Annotated in this window: 23 protein-coding genes; 21 read left to right on the top strand and 2 right to left on the bottom strand. The window is 46.0% G+C overall.

Going from position 1 to position 24,660, the window contains the following annotated elements; all coding sequences use genetic code 11:
- Positions 1–19 precede the first annotated feature (19 nt).
- From DWW60_RS08765 to DWW60_RS08855, 19 genes are all read left to right on the top strand, one after another.
- Complete coding sequence (locus DWW60_RS08765; RefSeq protein ID WP_243002938.1) at positions 20–3,022, top strand: GtrA family protein; 3,003 nt, start codon at positions 20–22, stop codon at positions 3,020–3,022.
- A 232-nt stretch (positions 3,023–3,254) separates the two neighbouring features.
- Entirely contained in the window at positions 3,255–5,000 is a 1,746-nt protein-coding gene (locus tag DWW60_RS08770) for an ATP-binding protein (RefSeq protein ID WP_015534296.1), read from the top strand.
- A gap of 157 nt (positions 5,001–5,157) precedes the next feature.
- Complete coding sequence (locus tag DWW60_RS08775; RefSeq protein WP_055271950.1) at positions 5,158–5,541, top strand: hypothetical protein; 384 nt, start codon at positions 5,158–5,160, stop codon at positions 5,539–5,541.
- A gap of 165 nt (positions 5,542–5,706) precedes the next feature.
- Positions 5,707–6,222: an A24 family peptidase gene (locus DWW60_RS08780; protein WP_022217516.1), complete on the top strand. Its 516-nt coding sequence runs from the start codon at positions 5,707–5,709 to the stop codon at positions 6,220–6,222.
- Between the two features lie 4 nt (positions 6,223–6,226).
- On the top strand, positions 6,227–7,171 hold the full coding sequence (locus tag DWW60_RS08785) for a hypothetical protein (RefSeq protein ID WP_330410625.1): 945 nt from the start codon (positions 6,227–6,229) through the stop codon (positions 7,169–7,171).
- Positions 7,168–8,424: a CpaF family protein gene (locus DWW60_RS08790; protein WP_117875081.1), complete on the top strand. Its 1,257-nt coding sequence runs from the start codon at positions 7,168–7,170 to the stop codon at positions 8,422–8,424. The genes DWW60_RS08785 and DWW60_RS08790 overlap by 4 nt, the downstream gene beginning before the upstream one ends.
- The gene (locus DWW60_RS08795) at positions 8,418–9,170 is read left to right on the top strand and encodes a type II secretion system F family protein (RefSeq protein ID WP_055271948.1); all 753 of its coding nucleotides are present in this window, start codon (positions 8,418–8,420) and stop codon (positions 9,168–9,170) included. The genes DWW60_RS08790 and DWW60_RS08795 overlap by 7 nt, the downstream gene beginning before the upstream one ends.
- Positions 9,171–9,183: 13 nt before the next feature.
- On the top strand, positions 9,184–10,515 hold the full coding sequence (locus DWW60_RS08800; protein ID WP_117875083.1) for an immunoglobulin-like domain-containing protein: 1,332 nt from the start codon (positions 9,184–9,186) through the stop codon (positions 10,513–10,515).
- 28 nt (positions 10,516–10,543) lie between these two features.
- Positions 10,544–10,714, top strand: coding sequence for a Flp1 family type IVb pilin (locus DWW60_RS08805; protein WP_015534291.1), 171 nt, complete (start codon positions 10,544–10,546; stop codon positions 10,712–10,714).
- 11 nt (positions 10,715–10,725) lie between these two features.
- Entirely contained in the window at positions 10,726–12,174 is a 1,449-nt protein-coding gene (locus tag DWW60_RS08810) for a DUF5702 domain-containing protein (RefSeq protein ID WP_015534290.1), read from the top strand.
- A gap of 64 nt (positions 12,175–12,238) precedes the next feature.
- Positions 12,239–13,111, top strand: coding sequence for a TadE/TadG family type IV pilus assembly protein (locus DWW60_RS08815; RefSeq protein WP_147341854.1), 873 nt, complete (start codon positions 12,239–12,241; stop codon positions 13,109–13,111).
- Positions 13,112–13,145: 34 nt separating this feature from the next.
- Entirely contained in the window at positions 13,146–13,592 is a 447-nt protein-coding gene (locus DWW60_RS08820) for a hypothetical protein (protein WP_015534289.1), read from the top strand.
- Positions 13,561–14,967 (top strand): DUF6382 domain-containing protein, encoded by a 1,407-nt coding sequence (locus tag DWW60_RS08825; RefSeq protein WP_055222453.1) that lies wholly within the window; start codon positions 13,561–13,563, stop codon positions 14,965–14,967. The genes DWW60_RS08820 and DWW60_RS08825 overlap by 32 nt, the downstream gene beginning before the upstream one ends.
- Positions 14,968–15,036: 69 nt before the next feature.
- A complete protein-coding gene (gene dnaX, locus DWW60_RS08830; protein ID WP_117875087.1) occupies positions 15,037–16,683 on the top strand; it encodes a DNA polymerase III subunit gamma/tau in 1,647 nt (548 codons plus the stop codon).
- A gap of 48 nt (positions 16,684–16,731) precedes the next feature.
- On the top strand, positions 16,732–17,082 hold the full coding sequence (locus tag DWW60_RS08835) for a YbaB/EbfC family nucleoid-associated protein (protein ID WP_015534286.1): 351 nt from the start codon (positions 16,732–16,734) through the stop codon (positions 17,080–17,082).
- Complete coding sequence (gene recR, locus DWW60_RS08840) at positions 17,082–17,681, top strand: recombination mediator RecR (protein WP_022217523.1); 600 nt, start codon at positions 17,082–17,084, stop codon at positions 17,679–17,681. The genes DWW60_RS08835 and recR overlap by 1 nt, the downstream gene beginning before the upstream one ends.
- Before the next feature lie 53 nt (positions 17,682–17,734).
- On the top strand, positions 17,735–18,811 hold the full coding sequence (locus tag DWW60_RS08845) for a 6-phosphofructokinase (RefSeq protein WP_015534284.1): 1,077 nt from the start codon (positions 17,735–17,737) through the stop codon (positions 18,809–18,811).
- 96 nt (positions 18,812–18,907) lie between these two features.
- On the top strand, positions 18,908–19,465 hold the full coding sequence (locus DWW60_RS08850; RefSeq protein WP_015534283.1) for a hypothetical protein: 558 nt from the start codon (positions 18,908–18,910) through the stop codon (positions 19,463–19,465).
- Positions 19,466–22,183, top strand: coding sequence for a hypothetical protein (locus DWW60_RS08855; RefSeq protein ID WP_055280321.1), 2,718 nt, complete (start codon positions 19,466–19,468; stop codon positions 22,181–22,183). It begins immediately after the preceding gene.
- A gap of 99 nt (positions 22,184–22,282) precedes the next feature.
- Here the strand turns inward: DWW60_RS08855 and DWW60_RS08860 are convergent, their stop codons facing one another.
- Complete coding sequence (locus DWW60_RS08860) at positions 22,283–22,453, bottom strand: DUF362 domain-containing protein (RefSeq protein ID WP_015534282.1); 171 nt, start codon at positions 22,451–22,453, stop codon at positions 22,283–22,285.
- A gap of 195 nt (positions 22,454–22,648) precedes the next feature.
- Here DWW60_RS08860 and DWW60_RS08865 point away from each other — a divergent pair, with 195 nt between their 5' ends.
- A complete protein-coding gene (locus DWW60_RS08865) occupies positions 22,649–22,861 on the top strand; it encodes a DUF1858 domain-containing protein (protein WP_015534281.1) in 213 nt (70 codons plus the stop codon).
- A 35-nt stretch (positions 22,862–22,896) separates the two neighbouring features.
- Positions 22,897–23,676, top strand: coding sequence for a CpsB/CapC family capsule biosynthesis tyrosine phosphatase (locus DWW60_RS08870; protein WP_015534280.1), 780 nt, complete (start codon positions 22,897–22,899; stop codon positions 23,674–23,676).
- A gap of 64 nt (positions 23,677–23,740) precedes the next feature.
- On the opposite strand, the gene DWW60_RS08875 is transcribed toward DWW60_RS08870, so the two are convergent.
- The gene (locus DWW60_RS08875) at positions 23,741–24,634 is read right to left on the bottom strand and encodes an adaptor protein MecA (RefSeq protein WP_015534279.1); all 894 of its coding nucleotides are present in this window, start codon (positions 24,632–24,634) and stop codon (positions 23,741–23,743) included.
- Positions 24,635–24,660 lie beyond the last annotated feature (26 nt).

Raw genomic sequence — 24,660 nt, forward strand, 5'->3', positions numbered from 1 at the left:
AAAGCTTATGGAGAAAGAGATGGTCAGATATGTTATAGCCGGAGGAATGACCACGGCTGTGAATCTTGTATCATTCTTTGTGTTGAGACTTGTGACGGATCTGTCGCGAAGTGCGGCGAATATCATAGCGATAATGCTTGCCATATTATTTGCCTACTTTGCAAATGGATTTTACGTGTTCAGGTCGGAGCAGAGGAAGAGCGTAGGCCGGATCATAAGGGAGTTCATATCATTTGTGGGCATGCGTCTGTTTGCCATGGTGGTGGAGGTCGTTGGAACCAACCTGCTGTGCGACTCCTTCAGATACAATGAGTTTATATCAAAGATAATAATTCAGGTAGTTGTACTTGTAATAAACTATATATTCAGCAAATGCTTCGTATTTAAGAAGGATAAAAAGCCTGTAAAGGATATATTGGCTGACAACTATATCATGATAATCGCTTTTATCATCCCGGCGATATTTATGTTCGTGCTGTGGGTGGTGGCGGAGATAGGACCATTTGGCGGACACAGCCTTACCATGGTGGACAGTCTTCACCAGTATCTGCCATTCTTCTCTGATTATCATGACAAACTGGTGAACGAGGGAAGCCTGTTCTATACGTGGGACATAGGCATGGGAAGCAATCTGCTTGACATAATCGCCTACTATATGGCTTGCCCTCTGAACTTTATAATCGTGCTGTTCAGCAGGGAGCATCTGTACATAGCGATGTGCCTGCTCATAAGTATCAAGATAGCTCTGTCCGGTATGACCATGGCGAGCTATCTTGGATACAAGTGCAGGAACAAGAACAACCTGCTCATCATTCCATTTGCTGTGGCATATGCACTCAGCAACTATGTCATAGGATATTCATGGAATCTCATGTGGATGGACTGTATACTGATACTTCCGCTTATCATGCAGGGCTTCGAGCAGATGATGGAGGACGGCAGCAACTACAGACTGTACACACTCAGTCTGTTCTATGGACTTCTGTGTAACTACTATATATGTTTCATGATATGTGTGTTCCTGGTTCTCCAGTTTATACTCACCAATCACAAGAACATATACAAGGGCGCAGAGGACACTTTGAGATTTGCGGGAACATCTGTCATGGCTGCGGCTATGTCTGCGTTTCTGCTGATCCCGGCTTATATCGGGATTAACACCACGGCGTCTGCCACCAGACATTTCCCTAAATGGGAGTGGTACGGAAGCATATGGGATATGATAAAGCAGATGTTTGTCTTGACTGAGCCGATAAAGAGCCAGCAGTTTGACGGCGGTGTGAACCTGTACTGCGGTACATTTGCCATACTGCTGATAGGAATATATATTTTCAATACAAAGATCAAATGGTACGAGAAGCTTAAGAATGTGATACTGATCGTATTTCTCATGATGAGCTTCAACAATACGCTGCTCAACTATATATGGCACGGCTTCCATGATCAGTACGGAATCCCGAACAGATTTTCATTCCTGTTCATCTTCATTCTGCTGAGCATGGGATACGAGGCCATTGCAAATACAGACAAGAAGCAGATACCGGGAATAGCCCTGGGAATCATCGTGGCGTTCGGTTTACTGGTTTATGCAGACAAGAATATTGATATGGACAGGACGGTAATTATCCTCACATGGGTGCTGTTTGCTGTGTACTCGGCGGGAATCCTGGTGCTGGGACTTGTCCGCGGCAAAGGCAGATTCGCAGTGGCAGCTATACTTTCAGTGTTGTGTCTGACTGAGATCGTGTTCAGCGCGGCAAAGGGATACGAGAGCAACGGAACGGTGAACATACCGGATTACTATGGCGATGCTGCTAGTGTGCAGGCCGCTATAGATTCTGTTAAGACAGGCCATTTTCCGTATAGAACGGAGCTCAACAACACCAAGGTGGTGGATGAATCTACCTATTACAATATGCAGGGAGTCAGCCTGTTTGGTTCGACGGTTTCAAATGACCTTGTGAATGCCATGCACGGACTTGGTTTCTACACAGGTGCCAATGAGTTCCTGTTTGACGGAGCAAATCCGGTGTCAAGTTCGGTTCTGGGCATAAGATATTTGTTCAGGAGACAGGATGAGCATATGTCCTACGATATGGACTATGTGGATACAGTGGATGGCGTTGATGTATACCAGAACAGCCGGGCGCTCAAGCTGGGCTTCATGGTGAATAACGAGCTGAAAGACTGGACTTCTGACGCATCGAATATGTTTGACAGTATAAATAATTTCGTGGAAAAGTCGACTGGGGTGGCTGGTACGTTCAGCCAGATATATCCGGAGGTAACTGGCTCTTCAAATGACATCACGATAACACATGACAATCCGTACAGTGAATACTTTGGACTTTCCGATATCACACCGGGTATCGTGAGCTTTGGACTCAGCTTTGACATAACAGAGGAACAGAATGATCTGTACATCATAGCGAACTGCAATGGAATCACCAAGATAAGGATATATGTGAACGGTGAGGAGCAGAATTACGAGAGACTTCAGTACCAGACATACCATGTGGGACATCTGATAAAGGGAACCAACGTGGAGGTCGAGTATTATTTCTCTGCGGGTGTACCTGACAATACATCTGCAAGACTTACGATAGCCACTCTCAACGGTGCTGCATTTGACCAGGCGTATGAGGGATGGGCTGACAATCAGTTAAATATCAACAAATTTGAGGATGGATATGTGAAGGGACATATATCAGTCGATGAGGCTGGCCTGATGTTCACATCCATACCATATGATTCGGGCTGGACTGCCTATGTTGATGGCAGAAAGACCGATATACAGACTGTTGCGGGAGCATTTATCGCACTGGATCTTGAGAAGGGAGACCATGTGATAGAGTTCAAGTATTTCCCTAGAGGACTCAAGAGCGGCCTGATATTCACATTTGCCGGATGGCTTGTGTTTGCACTGCTTATGAATGCGAAGACCATCAAGGAGAAGCGCGGAAGTAAAAAGGGGAAGCCAGAGGATGAGGATCGGACAGATGATGAAGCAGCGATAGAGTAATGCAGATCTGTTGATAGATAAAATATACATAATAACGAGGTGGAATGGCTGAAAAGTCATAAAAAGTAGTCCAATATGTACAAAATAACAGAGAAAATTTGTACATTATTCAGCATAAAAAACTATATGAGCGTTGACCTTAATAATTATTTATAATATAATGTATCCATGTGGATATGCATAGGAGTGTCTATGTGGCAAACGCAATATTTATAGAAACAGAGGTGCATTAATGGACAAAATTAAGGAAATTGGGATTAAGCCGCTTGCACTGGCCATGGCTGTTCTGGCTTTGCTGGCGGGAGTGCTGGGAGTCGCCGGTATAGGTGTGGGAGCTATTATATGTGGCGTCCTGGCAGCGGTCGTTGCTGTTCTGGTATTACTGGTATTCGGAGATGGCAACATGGGATCAGCAGGAAAGTCTGATAAGTATAAGAAGCTTTTCATGAACCTTCCTATAGGATTTGCACAGGCGAGGATCGTTAATGATCCTGTCAACGGAACAAACTACGAGATAGTAGACGCCAATGAGATATTTGGGGAGTATTTCAAGCTCGATGTGTCTGACTACAAGGACAAGATACTGAAGGAGAGCAAGATAGAGGTACTTCAGGATATCAATGCATGGTTCACAGCTTATAACAACTCCGGCACCAAAGAGGGAGATCTGATGGATGTTGAGATCACCATGGAGTCACTTCAGAAGGTGTTCAACACGGTTATGTATAAGTCAGAGGCTGATTACATCAACATGGTAGTCATAGATGTGACCAAGCAGAAGGAGACTGAGGAGAAGCTCAGCAAGGCCATCGTGGATGCGAATGCAGCATACAAGACACAGGCCGAGTTCCTTGCAAACATGAGCCACGAGATAAGAACACCTATCAACGGTATTCTCGGTATGCTCCAGCTCACACTTATGGCTGAGGATCTTCAGGCTGATTACAGAGATAACCTTATCACAGCTAAGAACTGTGCAGACACACTGCTCAGACTTATCAATGATATTCTTGATATAAGCAAGCTTGAGGCTGGTAAGTACAAGATCAAGGAAGAGACATTTGACATCAGGACTGCCATTGAGGACACAGTTGCTGCACAGGTTCCGATCGCAACCAACAAGGGACTGCAGCTCGACTGTTCATTTGGAAGCAATATTCCAAAGCTTGTCCGCGGTGATGGACAGAGAATCCAGCAGGTTCTCAACTGCCTGCTTTCAAATGCTATCAAGTTTACATCCGAGGGAAGCGTAAGAGTCAAGATAGCATCCATGGATGATGGGGACAACAAGATTAAGATCAGAATGGCAGTTGCAGATACCGGTATAGGTATCTCAGAGGCTAACATGAGCAAGCTGTTCATAAGATTCAGCCAGGTAGATGCATCAGATACAAGAAAGTACGGTGGTTCAGGTCTGGGACTTGTCATCACCAAGCAGATCGTTGAGCTGATGGGTGGTAACATCACAGTTCAGAGTAAGGAAGATATAGGTTCAACATTTATTGTTGAGATACCTCTCAAGGTCATCAAGGCTGCGGATGCGGCAGATGAGTTTCTCAAGGAGAAGGAGGAGCCAGCGGTATTCTCCATCAATGCACACAGCAAGGCAAGGATACTTGTTGCAGAGGATGAGCCGGTCAACCAGCAGGTTATCGGTAAGCTTCTCGGTATGGCAGGATTCTCATACGATATAGCTGAGAATGGCCAGAAGGCTGTTGAACTGTTCAAGACCAAGATATATGATGCGGCACTGTTTGACGTACAGATGCCAGTTATGGACGGTATAGCAGCTACACAGGAGATCAGGGAGATAGAGCGCAAGGAGAAGAGAAAGAGACTTCCGATCATTGCGGTTACGGCGAGAGCCATGTTCGGTGACAAGGAGAGGATCCTTGAGAACCAGCTTGATGATTATATCGCAAAGCCTTATAATCTCAATGATGTGGTTGATACACTGAATAAGTACATAGACGACTGATGTGAAAGGTCATAAGTATACATGACATAGTGAGAAACAAAGTCAAATTAAAAATCGGGGATTATGGAATCAACACCCATATTCCCGGTTTTTTTAGTTTTACATGGATATATTAAGGCAGATAAAGAAAGATCTATATTACATGGAGGTATATGATATGTCAGATTTTTTCCAGGATGTGTTCAACAAGACCAAGAAGTTTGCAAATAATGCGGTGGATGAGACGAAGGACGCAGCGCAGAAGGCAAAGCTCAACAACAAGATATCAAATGAGGTGCAGATGATCGACAGGAACATGGTCGAGATTGGCAAGTATTTCTACGAGCAGAACAAGGAGAATCCACCTCAGGAGCTGCTCCAGTATTTCAACAATGTAAAGGTTCTTCAGGACAGTATAGCCATAAGCAGGAGCGAGATACAGAACATTGATAATGCCATGGCGGCAAGGAAGCAGGCTGATATGAATCCTAATCAGAGTCCTAACCAGAACTATAACCGGAACCCAAATAACAATCAGAACATGGGAAATGGACAATTTTAGTAAAAAAAATTATATATACATGCTGTAAAATCAGAAGCCCGTTCGTAACAGGACGGGCTTTTTGTATATTGAAATTGGGCAATATACAGCCTGTATATAGCCGCAATTTATAAAATTTTCTTTATGAAATCCCCCCTTTACAAAGGCTGAGAGAGGGTGTAAGGTGTGCTTACAACTCAGAGAGAAGGGAGGACAGAGATCATATATTATGTAATACCATTGATCGCAACTGTGAGCATGGCGGTGGTATCGGACTTCAGAGACTGGAGGATTCCGAACAGGCTTATCGCAGTTGGCATGATACAGGGATTCCTGATGTCGGCAGTTGTCAGAGGACCGTGTGATGGACTTCTGAGCAGTGTGGCAGGCTGTGTTATTCCTGTGGTGATCTTGTTTGTATTATTTCACAAAAAAGCCTTGGGGGCAGGTGATATCAAGCTGCTGGCGACGGCTGGCACATTTGTAGGAACCGATGTGATCCGGGTGATTGTTTACTCCTTTTTGGCCGGAGGAGTTATATCTTTATTTTTTCTTTTAAAAGAAGTTTTAATGTCAGTTACGAATCGTAAAGAAATTTCAACAAAACAATTTTATAGGAATCTGATGAAGTCCAGGGTACATTTCTCTGCTGCCATAATGGGCGGAGTCATGTATTACGTGTGCACTACAGAGTGGAGGTGACAAAATTCAGCAGTACAAGATTGGAATACTAGATGGTGACAGGGCTTACATGATAAGTCTTATGAACCATATCAATTCGGACAGGGACAATCCGCTGTTTGCGCTTGCATTTTCATCGGAGGGAGAACTGTATGGGTATCTTGAGACTAAGACTCTGGATGTTCTGCTGATGGATGAGAATATTCCTCTGGATGAGAGCAAAGTGCCGGTGGCCTGCCGGATGATATTTATGACGAGGGATAGAGTCGATGGATCAGAAGAGATCAGCCATAACAGGATATTCAAATATTCCAGGGTACGGAACATTTCTTCAGAGATCCTCAGATATATGAATATAGACGATACGGACCGCAGAAGAAAGCTGTTCAGGTCGTATGCAGTTATATCACCCATAGGGAGGTGTGGTAAGACAAACCTTGCGGTCAGCCTGTGCATGAATGATGAGGTGCGGGGCGGCCTGTATGTGGGCATGGAGGAGTACAGTGCATTTCACGACCATGAGGACGTTCTGGCGAATGTGATATATCTGGTGAAACAGAGGTCACCGGATCTGACCGGATATATGGAGCAAAATATCGTGGAGCTTGAGGAATACAGCGTGCTTGGATATCTGGGATCGTACATAGATGCACTGGAGCTGGACACGGAGGATATGGTGTGGCTCATAGACGAGTTCCGCAGATGGGGCAGATATACAACGGTTGTGTTTGATATGGGACAGGCGGTTCTCAAGGATCTGGCGATACTTGGGGCATTTGACGAGATAATGGTTCCTGAGCTTAAGGATGAATTGTCCCAGGACAAGCTTGGGATGTTCGAGAGGGTTCTGGAGAGAAGGGAGCTCGGCAAGATTGCTCGGAGGCTGCACAGGTTGAACGTGCCGCTGGCGGTTCCGGGAAGTGCGGAGATGCTGAGATTTATAGAAAGTGAAATAGGAAGCAGAAGATGAAACAGGATGACAGACAGTTGATACGAAGCAAGGTCATGCAGAGTATAGATATGTCGGGTGACATAGGAGATGAGCAGGTCAGCGATATGATCGACAGGTGTATTCTCGAATCTGAGTCCGGGAATGTGCTGAGCGTGAGGGATAAGCTTGCGCTGAAGAAGGAACTGTTCAACAGTCTGAGGAGGCTTGATATATTGTCAGAGCTTCTCGACGATGAAGCGGTGACTGAGATAATGATAAATGGCTGCAGCAATATATTTGTCGAGCGGGCAGGAAGGATGTACAGGTATGACAAGGCATTTGAGAGCGAGGAACGGCTCAAGACCATAATCCAGAGCATCGTAGCGGAGTGCAACAGGATAGTAAATGAGGCATCGCCGATAGTGGATGCAAGGCTTAAGGATGGTTCGAGAGTGAATGTGGTGCTGCCGCCGGTGAGCCTGAGCGGCAGCGTGATGACCATAAGAAAGTTTCCGAAGGACAAGATGACCATGGACAAGCTGGTGGAGATCGGATCAGTCACCATGGAGGTTGCTGATTTCCTGAAGAATCTGGTCGTGGCGGGCTACAACATAATCATCTCGGGAGGAACCGGCGCGGGCAAGACGACATTTCTGAATGCCCTGTCAGGGTATATACCGGCGGATGAGAGAATTGTCACGATAGAGGATTCGGCGGAGCTTCAGCTTGCGGGCATCGACAATCTGGTGAGCCTTGAGGCGAGAAGTGCAAATGTCGAGGGCGAAAATGCGGTGAGCATAAGGGATCTTATCAAGACGAGCCTCAGAATGAGACCTTCACGGATAATAGTGGGTGAGGTCAGGGATGCGGCGGCGATAGATATGCTTACTGCCATGAACACAGGACACGATGGAAGCCTGTCAACAGGACATGCAAACTCTGCCCGGGACATGCTGACGAGGCTTGAGACCATGGTTCTGATGGGTGCGGATATGCCTGTTCTGGCGATAAGGCAGCAGATAGCGTCGGCGGTGGACATAGTTGTCCAGCTTGGAAGACTGAGGGACAGATCCCGAAGATGTATAGAGATAAGCGAGGTCACAGGACTGGAAGGAGGTGAATTTGTCATGAATAAATTGTATGAATTTCATGAGAGCAATATGGGAAAGGACAGGGGGCGAGTGGAAGGAATGCTTAGAAAGATAAATGATCTTCACAACACATCAAAGCTCGTGGCGGCTGGATTTATAAGCGTTAATGAGAGCAGTGATTCAAGGAGGGATGTGTGCTGAGACAGGGTATAGATTATGATTCTTATAAACTAAGTGTCAGGGAAATCGTAACCGGTATCGCTGTGTATTCAGTCATAGCGGTGATGGTGTCGGTGCTCTTCTTTGACAGTCTTATACCGTGCCTGGTGTTCACGCCGGGGATTCTGGTATTTCTCAGGAAAATTGCCGATGGTAAATGCCGGCAGAGAAAGAATAAACTTAATAATGAATTTAAGGAAATGCTGCTGTCCCTGTCCGCAAATATGGCGGCGGGATATTCATTGGAAAAAGCGTTTGTTCCAGCTTGTCACGAGCTGGACGGAATGTATCAGGGGAAATCTTATATCAGACAGGAAATGCTGCTCATAATAAACGGCCTTGAGATGAGCTCTGATGTTGAAAGTCTTTTGAGGGATATGGCGGACAGGTCAGGACTTCAGGATGTGAAGGAATTTGCTCATGTGGTCGCAGTTGCAAAGGGCTCCGGGGGAAATCTCATCAGGATGATGAAGAAGATGGTTGAAAATATTGACAGGCGTCTGGAAGTGGAGGAAGAGATAGACACGATGATAACGTCAAAACGGCTGGAGCAGAATATCATGTCTGCCATGCCATTTGTCATCATTCTGTATCTGAGGGTGTGTAATCCTGGATATATGGATGCGCTGTATGGCAATGCTCTGGGGATAGCTGCCATGAGTGCGTGTCTGGTGATCACGGCGGCGACGGTGATATGGGGCAGAAAGATCACAGATATACATATGTGAAAGGATGATGGATATGCTGAAAAGGGCTGCGGGAAAAATATACGGCTGGATAGAACCGCATATGGACAATGACAAGATGCTCACGAAGATAAAGAGGGTATACATATGTACGGATGCCGCGGCGAGGGATAAATGTGCGGAGATGTACACAGACATTATTGCGAAGATTCTGCTGGCGCTTTTGGTGACATGTATTCTTGCGGTGATCCTTGTGGCAAAGGAAGCATTTGCGCCTCATCAGGTGGTGCTCACCAGAGATGGGTACGGAGGGGATGTGTCCACCGTCACTCTGGAGACTGACATAGATGGAGAAAAGACTGATTTTGATGTGGATGTCATGCCGCTGGAATATGATCCTGACGATATGGAAGCTGTGTTTGAGCAGGGATTTGGTGAGATTGAAGACCTGTATCTTGGGGAAAATGAATCCCCCGACGAAGTGATATATGATCTGGAGCTTGTGGATCACCTGGATGCGCTCGGACTCGATGTGCAGTGGATAAGCGAGGACAACGAGCTGGTGTCGTCCGATGGACGTATCGGCGATATAGCGGAGGGAGAAGACAGAATAGTGTCCATCACGGCTGTTCTTACATACAGGGAGCTGAGCGCGGAGAGAACATATCAGATACGCGTGTGCGGAAGGGAAGAGACAGGCAGGAAAAAGGCTCTGAAGGATATAAGGGAAGGCATCAGGGAGATACAGGCGGGAAGTGGAGATTCGAGCGAGGTGGCGCTGCCGGAGCAGATAAACGGATATGCGGTCAGGCCCACCTCGGGAGGCGGAAGCGGTCTTATGATACTGTTTCTCGGTGGTTTCGCAGCCATTTGTATATGGGGTGGAAACAGGTCGAAGATCCGGGGAATGGAAAAAAAGAGATCCGACGAGCTCATGTCGGAGTACCCGGAGTTTGTGGATAAGCTGACGCTCTATCTTGGAGCAGGAGTCACGGTCAGAGGTGCATTTGCAAGGATAGTGAAGAGTGGCAGGGAAGATTGTGCCGGTACGGATCAGGGCGGGAGTGTCCTGACCAGGGAACTGATTTATACGCTAAATGAGATCCAGGCAGGAGTATCCGAGAGTGAGGCTTACTACAACATGGGGCACAGGATAAATCTGCCGGTGTATATAAAGCTCATGTCGCTTTTGTCACAGAATGTGAAGAAAGGCACGAGAGATATATTGATCATGATGGCGGGCGAGGAGCAGAACGCAATGCAGACCAGAAAGGAGATGGCGAAGAGAAAGGGGGAGGAAGCCGGGACAAAGCTGCTTCTTCCGATGGTGGTTCTGCTGGGAGTGGTCATGGTAATAGTCATGCTGCCCGCAATAATAAATTTTTAAGATAATAAGTTTTAAGGAGGAAAAATGTATGAAGAGATGGGAAGATTTTATGGAAGATGAGTCAGGTATGGGAGTGGTCGAAATAATCCTTATAATGGTGGTCTTGATCGCGATGTGCGTCATATTCAAGCAGCAGATAACTTCTCTGGTGAACAACATATGGAACTCGATCAACAAGAGTGCAAAGAAGATATATTAAGGGGGAGCTGTATGAGAAATCAGGGACATGTAACGGTTTTTCTGAGTATAATCCTGATCTCCATGCTGCTTCTGGGGCTCTCCGTGCTTGAGATGGCGCGGATAAGAATGGGCAGTGCCAAGGCCGCAATGGCGGCCGAGGGCGCAGCCTGTGATGTGAAGGCGGCGTACGACAAGGAGTTGTTTGAGGAGTATCATCTGCTGGCAGTCGACAGCACATTTGGCGGACACGGTGAGGGAAAGCTTGAGCAGATGGCGCAGGATTATCTGGAATATACTCTGGAAAATGGTCAGGGCGACAATATGAGCGTTGAAGATGTGGCGCTGGCAGAGTGCAGGGGACTTCTGGAGAATGACTGCGAGAATATGAAGCTGCAGATAACCGACCATATGAAGGTGTACATGGAGGAGAAGGGAATAGAAGACATTCTTGAGATGATAACATCCGGGGATAAGGCCATGGAGGATGCTTCTGGAGCTGTGGAAAATGGTAAGAATGAGTCGAATCAGGATGAGAGCAGTTGGAGCGGTACGGATCCTAGAAAAGCGCTGAAAAGCATCCTGACAGGTGGACTTCTGAATGTTGTCACGCCATCCGGGCGGGTGGTGTCAGATCAGGCATACGATCTGGATGGCTTTCCGTCAGACGGACAGGCGGAGGATACGAGACAGTGGGAGGACATAGAATTTGACGATCTGGATAAATTCCAGAGGCAGCTCATGTTGGATGGAGAGAGATCACAGACCGGAATAGTGGATGACATATATGGTGTCGGGTATGCACTGGCGAATTTCAATACATTTACTGACAGGAAACAGGACAGACCATTTGAGTGTGAGGTGGAATACATTATCGCCGGAAAGGATAATGACCATGACAATCTGCAGGGGGTCGTGAACAGGATAGTGCTTCACAGACTGCCGCTCAATCTGGCATATCTGCTCTCAGACAGCGCAAAGATGGCCGAAGTGTCATCCATAGCTGCGGTGCTGGCTCTTGTGCCGGGGGTCACCTATGGGGCGGCGAAATATCTGCTGCTCGGATGCTGGGCTTATGCTGAGACAATTGTTGATATAAGGCTGCTGCTTGACGGCAAAAGCGTTCAGTTTATGAAGACAGACGAATACTGGGTGACGGACATCAACAATCTTGACAAGCTGATGAATCTGGATTCCGTGGACTATGAAGGCGTGGATGCTGTGAGCTACAGGGATTATCTGGCGATACTTCTGATAGAGAATAAAGGAGGCATGTATTACAGGATGGCGGATCTTATACAGCTTAATTTCAGACAGACGGATGAGTCGTTTGAGATGAAGAATATGATGTATTCTCTGACATTTGATGTTGAGGTCAGTCAGGACAGGAAATTTGCATCGTTTATAGAAGATCACGAGGGCGTATCGAAGATAGATGACGGACTGTACAGGTACAGCTTCAGGCAGTGTGTGAGTTATTGAGATATGAAAATATCCTGAAGGGGGGTGTTATATGTTCTCTTGTTGTATGTTGAAAAGTAAATATATGAAAGATAAATCGCCTCTCCAAGCGCATATTACTATAGATTTTGTTCGGATCAGGTATGGCAGGAGAATATATAAGACAGCTCCTTTGGGATGTGACCGTGGTAGTGCCAGTGTGGAGGCATCGCTGGTGCTGCCAGTGTTTATATTTGCCATGCTGACTGTGTTTGCCATGGCCGGATGTATACGGACACGGACTGTGATATATGAGGGCTTACATGAGACGGCTGCGTATCTTGCGGAATACAGCTATGCGTATGAGCTAGCCGAAAAGGGCGCGGACATGGGGCCGTATGCTGAAGGTATGGCAGATGGTGTGTCGCTCGTGTTGGCGAACAGGAAGATCAGGGAGTACATAGATGACAAAGGCACGGTGAACACATATGTCGACGGCGGAATGTCCGGGGTTAAGGTGATAAATGCAGAGCTGTCGGATGACGGATTTGTGTGCCTCAAGGTCAGATATATGCTGAAGATCAATCTGCCATTTGCCGGAGGATCCACCGTGGGGTGCGTGGACAGGATAAGACAGAGGGCGTACCTGGGATATGACAGGTCGCAGGATGATGACGATGATGATGAGTATGTGTATGTGGCTGAGAATGGTTCGGTGTACCACAACTCGCGGAGCTGTTACCATATCAGGATATCTGTGAGAAGCGTGAGTGGGGAGGTTCTGGATGACAGATATTCCGGGCTTTCGGTGTGCAGGATCTGTGGAAGATATAAAAGCAATGGTGTGATTTATGTCACTGAACAGGGAGACAAATATCACTATTCGCTGGGCTGCTCCGGCTTGAAGCGGACGATATACAGAAAGAAAAAGTCAGAGTGCGGGGGACTTCCTCAGTGCTCTGAGTGCGGGAAAAGATAGGAGAAGAGAAGAAAAGACAGGAGGAGTCAGATATATGGATGACAATGGATCTATAGTTCTGGAGATGTGCCTGATAACACCGATACTTGTGTGTGCCGTGTTTGTGGTGATGAACATGTTGTTTATAGCGTTTAACCATGCGGCGGCATCGGGGGAGGCATATCTGGTACTGTACAACCGAGAGGAATACAGGATCAATGAGAGTGGTGAGGGGGATACGGACAGTGCAGAGAAAGCGATGTCCACAAATGTATCCGAGACCGTGATATGTGCCGATGGTGTGAATGCGGAAATGGCCATGAATGGGAAGAATCTGGTTGCGGAGATAACTTACAGAGAGTCATTTCCGGGGATACAGATATTGATAGATGACGGCAGATGTGACAGAAAGACTGCGGCCAGACAGGAGATAAGGGATGTAGGAAATGAACTTAGGAGGTGGCAGGAATATGGTAAGTTATTGCCAGGTAGAGGGAATTAACACTTTTTTTGTGGTGGAGGTCAGTGCAGCGGCCATAAATTCCTATGAGACGGACATGCTGTACAATAATTTTGTCGAGGGAATAATACAGCCGGAATTCAGGGCCATCAACGGAGATATGTTCATATACTGCAAAATAAATGGCATGAAGAGCCTGGACGATATATCTGACAGGGGGATAATGTCCATGGAGCAGGCTGTTGCTCTCATAAGATCGTTGTGCAGTGTGGTCATGGAGACGGGAGAATACATGCTTGAGCCGGACAATCTTCTGATAGAATCCGACAAGATATTTTACTCGGATGCAGAGAAGAGTTTCAGATACGTGTATGTGCCGGGACAGGGAACGGATGTCAGAATGGGAATAAAGAATCTTGTGGAGAAGATCATAAAGAGGGTAGATCACAGGGACACTGAGCTTGTGGATTTTATGTATGAGATATATGACATGGTGGTGTCGGCAAATTATGACATGGAGCGGATGCAGAAATATGTGGATGAGGTTTCTGCCCGTGAGCAGGAAAAATGCTGCTCCGGCAATAGAAAAAGAAATGTGGAATCTTTGGCTGCGGCCCGTGAGCAGGAGCTTTTGATGGATGAGGTGTTCGGAACGGATCAAAGCAGTGCGGCGGCGTTGACGATACCGACAATGGAGAAAAACAAATATGATAGGATATTTTTCATACTCATAGGATTTACTGTGGTGGCATTTACGGGAATAGCGGCTGTTCAATTTTATATACAGGGGCATGCGGCGGATGTGAGATTTATAATGCTGGCACTCATCGTGCTGTCCGTGGAGTTATTTGTCTATGTGGAGATGAAGAGGAAGCTGTCTGCTGCTGAGGATGAACGGCGGGGACAGGAGGGCGTGGAGTGCTCAGAGCTGCGATATGCGGAGGAAGATGAAAACAGAAGACCTAAAAAACAGAATGTTGATGCATTGGAACATGTAAGTCTGGCTGACGAAATACCTGGCGATACCACGGTGCTTGGCTCGGAGGATGACTGTACAACCCTGCTTACACAGCATAATCTCGATGGCAGAGAGTCCGCACAGGAGCAGAGACTGTCTGTGAGACTGATCGAAGACGGAGGCATTGTGGCTACTGAATTCCCGGTGACGCCGGAGGGAGTTGTATTGGGGCGGGACAGACGACAGGCGGATCAGGTTATAGAGGATATCAGCGTCAGTAGAAGGCACATAAGGATATACGAGGATGCAGAGAAGATCTATGTCGAAGATCTTGATTCCACAAATGGAACTGTCATAAATGGGATCAGGCTTCCGGCGGGCAGGAGCTGGCAGCTTGCGGACAGAGATGTTCTGTGTATAGGCACCAGGCAATACCATATTCAAATATTGCTTATCTGATTGATATAAAATGTAAATTCAGATATAATAGTCTGTGTGAGTTTTATGATACAAAGGTAGGTATTGGTGATGTCGTATGTAGCTTTATATAGAAAATGGAGACCTGATACTTTTGATGAGGTAAAGGGGCAGGATCATATAGTTACCACTCTTAGAAACCAGATTAAGAATGATAGACTTGGTCATGCCTTTTTATTTTGCGGTACGAGAGGAACAGGTAAGACTTCGATCGCCAAGATATTTGCCAAGGCATGTAACTGCGAGCATCCGGTGGACGGAAGCCCATGTAATGAATGTGCAAGCTGCAGAGCCATATCGGATGGATCATCGCTTAATGTCATTGAGATAGATGCGGCCTCCAACAATGGTGTTGACAATATAAGGCAGATAAGGGAGGAGGTAGCATATCCTCCTACTGAGGGCAAGTATAAGGTATACATCATAGATGAGGTTCATATGTTGTCTCCGGGAGCGTTCAACGCTCTGTTAAAGACTCTCGAGGAGCCGCCATCATATGTAATATTCATACTGGCTACCACGGAGTCCCACAAGATACCTATAACCATATCGTCAAGGTGTCAGAAGTACGACTTCAGACGTATCCCGGTGGATGTCATCTCGGATCGACTGGAGGAGCTTATGGACAGGGAGGGACTTGATGCGGATAAGAAGGCGATAGATTATATCGCAAAATCCGGCGATGGTTCCATGAGAGATGCCTTATCTATTCTGGATCAGTGCGTTGCATTCAATCTCGGACAGAAGCTTACATATGATAATGTGCTTGAGACCATAGGAGCTGTGGACATAGATACATTTGCAAGACTTCTGGAGTGCGTGCTGGAATCTGATGTTGAACATGCAATAGATGTGGTTGACGAAGTTGTGTGGCAGGGACGTGAGCTTGGCCGTTTCGTAAATGAATTTACATGGTTTCTCAGGAACATACTCGTTGTCAAGCTGTCCTCGGCGGAGGGCGACAGATTGGATATGACCAAGGAGAATTTGGAACGCATAAGAGAGATATCCGGTCATATGGAGGAGAGCACCATAGTAAGATATATAAACGTGTTCTCGGATACAGCCGCCAGCATCAAGTATTCCTCACAGAAGAGGATAGTGCTTGAGATGGCTGTCATAAAGCTGTGCAGACCACAGATGGAGGTTGATACCACAAGTCTGATTGAGAGGGTAAGGATGCTTGAGAAGAAGCTTGATGACCTTGAGGCAAATGGCATACAGGCTGCGCCGGTTCAAAGTGCTGCCCCCGTAAGCCCGGCTGACGATGTGATAGATCAGAAGGGCATGAAGGAATATCAGGACAAGCTGGCAATGGAGCTTCCAAAGGCAGAGTTCGAGGATCTGCAGAGAGCTGCGGAGAACTGGAATGATATACTGGAGAAGCTGTCGGTTCCTGCGAGAAGATATCTCAAGAGAAATGATGCTGATCCGGCCATAAGGACGAAGCTCATACTGTCCGATGATCACAGAAGACTTCTGCTCATGATCCCGCTGACGGATGACGATATGCCGAAGTTATACTTTGACAAGCCTGAGAATGTGGAGCATGTGAAGAGTGTGATCGAGGAATATCTTGGAAGAGAGATTGAATTTGAGATACTTTGTACAAGGAATTCCCACAGTGATAATGGAAGGCTTGAGACGGAGAATATACTGAACCTGAACAAGATCAACTTTCCAATAGATAAGAAATGATGATATCATATTATAAATTATTTAATCAGAATAAGGAGGACTATTGTAATGGCTAAGAGAGGCGGTTTCCCAGGAGGTATGATGCCTGGTAATATGAACAATCTTATGAAGCAGGCACAGAAGATGCAGAAGCAGATGGAGGAGACAACTAAGACACTTGAGGATAAGGTGTATGAGTCATCTGTAGGTGGAGGAGTTGTCACTGCAAAGGTGTCAGGTAAGAAGGAACTCATGGAGATCAAGCTTGATCCTGAGGTTGTTGATCCTGATGATATAGAGACACTTGAGGATCTTATCATATCGGCTGTGAACGAGGCACTGAGAGCACAGGAGGATGACTACAATAGCAGTATGGGCAAGATCTCAGGTGGAATGGGACTTGGAGGATTGCCGTTCTAATGGAAGTTTATGGAGGAGAAGTAAACAGACTTATAGAAGAGCTGGGAAGACTCCCGGGAATAGGCTCCAAGACGGCTCAGAGACTGGCGTTTCACATAATCAGTATGCCTGAGGAGAGGGCGCTGGCGTTATCCGATGCCATTGTGAATGCAAAGAAGAACATAAAATACTGCAGTTGTTGCTACACGATAACTGACAGGGAGGTATGTCCTATATGCAGTTCACCAAACAGGAATCACAAGGTGATAATGGTGGTGGAGACCCCGAGGGATCTGGCGGCATATGAGAGAACAGGACAGTTTGATGGTGTTTACCATGTGCTCCACGGAGTTATAAATCCTGCCCTGGGTATCGGCCCAGCGGATATCAGGATATCCGAGCTCATGAGAAGGCTTCAGAATGAAGATGTGGATGAGCTCATAATCGCTACAGGTTCAGGCCCGGAGGGTGAGGCGACTGCGATGTATATATCAAAGCTTGTGAAGCCGGCTGGTATCAAGGTCAGCCGTATAGCAAGCGGTGTGCCTGTAGGCGGAGATCTGGAGTGTATAGATGAGGTTACGCTTCTGAGGGCTCTTGAGGGAAGAGTATACTTATAATGTATACAGACAGTCTGTGTACATAAGAAAAATAAAAGAAAGAGGTGCAGAGTATGTTAAGAGTAGGTTTTTTGACTAGTGGTGGTGACTGTCAGGCATTAAATGCAACTATGCGCGGAATCGCAAAGGGTTTGTATGAATTGTTTGACGAGGTTGAGATCTATGGATTCCTTGAGGGTTACAAGGGACTCATAAGAGGCAACTATATCAAGATGAAGCCGGCTGATTTCTCAGGTATTATCAACAAGGGTGGAACGATCCTCGGCAGTTCAAGACAGCCATTCAAGCTCATGGGAGAGCCAACTGAGGATGGTCTGGACAAGGTAAAGTCCATGAAGGATACCTATAAGAAGCTGAAGCTGGATTGCCTGTGCGTTTTAGGTGGAAATGGTTCACAGAAGACCGCAAATCTCCTCAGTGAGGAGGGACTCAATGTCATCGGTCTGCCAAAGACCATAGACAATGATCTGTGGGGAACTGACATGACATTTGGTTTCCAGAGTGCTGTTGATATAGCGACCCAGACAATAGACTGTATCCACACAACCGCTGCATCGCATAACAGAATCTTTATCGTTGAGATTATGGGCCACAAGGTTGGCTGGATAACTCTCCACGCCGGAATCGCCGGTGGCGCAGATGTGATCCTGCTCCCGGAGATCCCATACGATATCGATAAGGTATATAAGGCTATAGACAAGAGAACAAAGGACAACAAGGGCTTCACGATAGTTGCAGTTGCCGAAGGTGCTATTCCGAAGGAGATCGCAGAGCTTCCAAAGAAGAAGAGAAAAGAAGCGATAGCCAACAATCCATATCCATCAGTTGCGTATGAGCTGGCTGATAAGCTCAAGGCGTACACAACACAGGATATAAGAATAGCAATACCTGGACATACCCAGAGAGGTGGAAGTCCGGATGCATATGACAGAGTCATATCATCAAGATTTGGAGCAAAGGCAGCAGAGCTCATAAAGGCAAAGGATTTTGGAAAGCTTGTTGTATTCCTTGACAACAAGGTTACAGCTATCCCACTCTCAGAGAGTGCAGGAAAGCTCAAATACGTATCTCCTGATGACGACATCATCAGCGAGGCAAGAACACTTGGCATCTCATTCGGAGACAGATAAAGTAAGCTCTGAAAAAAGTAACAGAGATATTCACACATTCTCCCCATCTGCATATCTATGTAATAGACACACAACAATGCAGATAGGGAGATTTGTATGAGTGAAGAATTTAAGTATATTCCTTACAGCCCGGACGATGAAAACCTCAGGGGGCTTATAAGGGATGGAAATGTCTATAATATCAAGACACCTGTGATACCCGGTATGGGTGAGACTGGTGGATACAGTATGAGTTCGACAGGAATCATGCTTCCTGACTGTGATGATGGGACAGATGAAATGATGAGGGATATTGAGTACATGAAGGAGATGTACCCGGAAGAACTCCGAAAGGTCAGTATGGCCGTGGAGGAGGAGTGTGACAAGCTCGAGTATGAGGGCAGTCCGATGCTTGTTCAATATCCTGACAGAGAAGAGATGCGCCGTGTTGCGCGAAGGGTGTACGATGATCTGAGCGAAAGTGGGCAGATATCGGAGGATTGTTATGCAGGAATGGCTTCGGCAGGTGAAGCTTCGTACGAGGAACCGCCATATGTTCCAGAGGGACCCGGATGCGCCAATTGTGTTATGAGAAATATAATCGAACTGCTTGTGTGCAATGAATTCTGTATGAGACGCGACAGGCATAGAAGACGTAGAAGAAGGTTTTATTAAGTGAAGAAGAAAATAAATGTACTTGTAAGAATACTTGTGATGGTAGCAATATTTGTGGTCACAATATATTTGGTCAATATATTTCAGAATAGAAGTTACAAGAATCTGGCTGCGGAGATGAAGGATGCAGAGTTGCCATTAGCTTATGTGTGCTATGGCGATTCGCTTCTCAATTGTATGCATGGTTATACAGGGGAGGTCGACCTCACACTTCTCAGGGACTCTGTGACGCCGATAGATGAGAATAAGAATCTTGAGATAATGGTGGAGAATGATGCATTTAAGGATGCGTCGTATTCGTATGAGATCAGGTCGATATCCGGAGATTCCCTTATAGAGAAGGGTGATCTGGAGGCGGCCTCGGGAACTGATGGCTACGATGTGCTTGATATAAGTGCGAGAATGGATCTCAAGCAGGATATGGAGTATATGCTGGTTGTCAAGCTTAAGAGCGGTGATGGCAGGAGTGCTTCATACTATACCAGAGTGGTCGTAAATGACAATTATCATGAGTCTCAACTGCTGAATGCCGCAAAGGATTTCCACGATGCGACATTTGCATTTGACAAGCTGGAGTCGGAATCTGTCATAGGAACCTACAAGCAGGAATACACGGGCGGCGGAACGGGAGATTCCTACGGACTGGGACATGTGAATCTTGCAAATGCATACTCGGATCTCCTCTGGGATGGACTTAAGCCTACGGTTATAAGCGATGTAAACACATATATAAAGGAGATAGATGTCAACTATGCGGTGATCGAGATGGAATATAAAGCCATGTCCATCACATCGCAGGATGTCATGAGCTATTATACAGTTAAGGAGTTCTATAAGATCAGCTACAAGGATGTGCCTGTTGCCAGCCAGACTGATGAGGCGGACGGAGCCGGCACTGATGGAATATATTTTGACGAAACAGCTTCGTATGATGAGGCCTATTCGGATGAACAGGATGCAGATACTGTTACGGAGACTGAGCCGAAGATCACCATGCTCAGCTATGACAGATATGTGGACGAGTATTTTGACAAAGACGGCATAGATGCCATAAACAATGTGTATGAGATAGGTATCGTGTCATCGGATGATCTGGAATACCGCTACACAGAGGATAACAAGAAGATCGCATTTGTGAGAAATGGACAGCTCTGGATGTATGACTACGGCGATGGACAGATAACTCTGGTGTACGGATCAGGAATGGATGACCATGCAAATGATTCAAACACTTACGCCGACCATGACATGAACATCATAAGCTTTGACAAAGATGGAAATATGACATTTGCGGTGTATGGATATATGAACAGCGGAGATCATGAGGGAAAGCTCGGAGTTGCGCTGTATACATTTGATTATACGACTCTGGAGGTGGACGAGCTTCTGTTCGTCGAGTGCAATGTGCCTTATGAGGCTATGAAGAGCGAGACCTCCAGACTGACATATTACGACGGAGATAAGTTTTATTACATGCTCGGCGGAAAGGTGAACGCCGTGGACATGAAGACGAGACAGCAGTCTTATATTGCGGAGGGACTGTCAGCCAGCGATGTCAAGGTGTCGGTGAACATGGAAGTTATGGCGTATGGAGAGAGCGAGGACCAGAGCAGCAATACAAAGCTGACTCTGATGAATATGCATACCGGAAAGAGTTATGAGATAACCGCCGGAGCAGGGGAATGTCTGATATGCTATGGCTTTAAGGACTCAGATATGGTATACGGAGTGTCAAGCATATCTGATGCGCAGGTTGATGTGGATGCCGAGTCGTTTGTTGGTACGAGGTACAGCGAGGAGTCCAGAGATAACATACCTGCATCCAGATTGTATATAGTAAACAGCGATGGCGAGCAGATAAAGGAATACGCAAAGAGCGGGTATTATCTGATGCAGGTTGATGTGGATACGAATCTGCTGTATCTGACAAGAGGAGAGAAATCCGACAGTGGATTCAAGTCTGTGGACGATGATTTCATAACCTTCAAGGAGGACGATACAAAGGAGACGATAGGAACTACCCATCTGTCATCCATAACCGGATATGACAGGCTGTATTTTACGGTCCCGTCAAATATGTATCTGAGCTATATACCGGCGCTGAACATAACAAAGGAAAAGATAGATCCTGATGCTGCAAGTATGATAATGACAGTAGTGCGTGATAAGGTGACCTATCATGTGTACGACAATCTTGGACTTTCAAAGATATATGACGTGGCGGGTGATGCGATAAATTATGCAGTGTCTGTATCAGGTATAGTGGTGTCAAGCGAAGGCGAGGTAATATACAGGCAGGCTGAGAGCCAGGAATACAACACCATTGCCTCTGGAATATTCCATCGCAGTACACGAAGTGTGGATGCGTCACTCGGCGACTGTCTGTACATGGTTCTGACGTATCAGGGAGTACAGGTGACAGAGGATGATATAGCACAGTATACAGATCCTGTCGAGGCTCTTAACTCTCTTGGAAAGAGACAGGGCATAGATGTTACAGGTCTTTCGCTGGATATGCTCCTCGGTTATGTGAGTTCGGGAATACCGGTAATATCGAGGATAAGCGATGGCAGATATGTTCTCATAGTGAGCTATAATGAGGCAGATATAAGATATTATGATCCTGTCGAGGACAAGGAGATAGTTGTGTCAAGAGATGAGTATACGGATATGATGCTCCAGTGGCACAATGAATCCTACACTTATGTTGAGGAATAAAGATAAAAAGAAAACGGAGCGAGTTACCGCTCCGTTTTCTTTATAATAGTTGTAGTATAAGTTACTTAGCATGGATCCGAATGTTACGGATCATGTAGATTACTCCTCTGCGATTGTTCCTACTGGACAAGAACCAGCACAAGCACCACATGAGATACACTGTGAACCATCGATAACAAATACGCCGCCATTATCGCTGATAGCACCTACTGGACAAGCACCAGCACATGAACCACAACCGATACATGAATCGCCAATAACGAATGCCATAATTGTTTCCTCCTTATAAAGTAAAAATAATCACACGCTTATTGTAAAACAAAACTCATTAATTAGCAAGTGATAATAATATTTATCAACAACGGGTTTTATCAATAAGTAACAATAAAAGGGATAGACATTTAAAATTGGGTATAATATAATGTGAATGCTGAGTAAGAGCGCAATCTAAGGAGGATATAAATAATGGTAAAGATAAGTAAAGACATGCTTATAAATGACATTCTTGCAGTTGATGCAGGAAATGCAGCAATACTGATGGCAGCAGGTATGCATTGCATAGGATGCCTTGCAGCAGCAGGAGAGAGTCTTGAGGAGGCAGCAGCCGTTCACGGACTTGATGCAGAGGAGCTTGAGCAGGAGATCAATGATTATCTTGCAAAAAAGGAGGCTGAGTAGTATACTTGCCAAAGTAACCAGGTGTACTATAAAGGATGGAGAGATATATGAAGACAGACGGAACAAATCCTCCCGGGCAGGGAATATTTGGACTGATAGATATTAATTGTCATATTTTACCGGGAACAGAGGATGGACCGGATAATTTCCGGGAAGCGGCAGAGATGCTCAGAATAGCGTATGATGAGGGAATAAGGACGATAGTTGCCACCCCGCCATACAACAAGAAGAATCCGATAATGGATGGAGACAAACTGGACAGACTTGTGGAACAGCTCAACGTTGAAGCTGGGAAGATAGATCCGGATTACAGAGTCTATCTTGGAAGAGAGATAGAGTATAACGATGAGAACCACCAGAAGATCATATCTGGTCAGTTGGATTCCATGGCAGACAGCAAGTATGTTATGATCAGATTCCCTTACGATGTGGATTTTGAGACGATATCTGAAGCTATAAGAGACATCAATATGGACGGATATATACCGATAGTTGCCAATGTAGAACAGTATGAATGTCTTGAGGAAGACGAGGACAAGGTCGAGGAGCTCATTCAGTTTGGTGCATATGTACAGATAAGTGCATCGGCTGTGGTTGGAGATCTTGGACATGACATCAAGAATTTTTCGAGAAAGCTTCTCAAGGGAGAGCTTGTTCACTTTGTGGCAAGTGATGCATTGGATTCAGAGGATAAAGCACCATACCTCAGGGAGTGTGCTGAGTACATAGAGCGAAAGTATGGAGAGGATTACATGACGGAGCTCTTCTACACCAATCCAAAAGCAGTTATCGAGAATGATGATATTGACATATAAAACAAAAAGACGTATCGCTTGTGCGGTACGTCTTTTTTGCTGCGCCGGAATCTCTGGCTATTACTTATAATGCTGACAGTGTCTGAAGTGCTTCCTCCGGCATAATAGCGGTGAAGTGCTCCTTGAAATGTGCCGGCATGGCATATGTGAGCTTCTGTGCTGTTCCGTATTCTGCAAGGATATTGCAGACTCTCACAAATTCCTGGCTTGTGTTATTGCTGTTCGTGAGAACCAGATAATATCTTCCGTTGGAAGGATTCTTGTACAGGCAGTTCTCGCTGAAGTAGAAAGAAGCAACCTGTTTTGCTGCACTTATGATGGTTGCAAGTGAGTCAAAGATGTACAGTGAGCACATGCTCTCCCTTGCTGAACCTGATTCCTTTGTGCTGCCTGTTGTACTGGCGGCAGTGCCTGTGGTGCTGTCATCAGATGATGTATTGCTGCCATTTGCCGCAGCGGCAAAATCTCCTGCGGTTCCGGCAAGTCCGGATATGGTGTTGAAAATGCCCTCAAGTGCCTCTCTTACGCCCTGTGGAACGGAACCGGATCCACTGATCTCAAGTCTTGCGATGGTTCCGTTGTTATCCCTGGACTCATCGTTGTCGTCAAGATCGTCATCTATGTCATCATCATCCATGTATTCGTCATCGTCATCAATATCATATTCGCTGGTCTTTGAGAATCTGGAAAAGCGGGTATCCAGTTCTTCCGGATCTTCAACCTTTGTCACAATGAGTATGAGACAATCTGGTGATACCGGTATGGCTTCGATCATAAGTGGAGTGTCGTCAGCCTCAAAGCCTAATTCTACAGATGCCTGCTGCATCATATCCTTGAAGAGCTCTTTTGCCTTCGGTGTGCCATAGGCAAGCTCGGAGATCTTGAGCTGCTTTTCGGTGAGATCGGCTTTGTTGAGTGTGCATCTTATCTGATTTTCACTTAGACGTTCAATCTTCATAGAATCGACCCCCTTCAATAATTTAA

Origin of the sequence: Coprococcus sp. AF16-22, assembly GCF_003461545.1 — a bacterium.
Taxonomy (GTDB): domain Bacteria; phylum Bacillota; class Clostridia; order Lachnospirales; family Lachnospiraceae; genus Coprococcus; species Coprococcus aceti.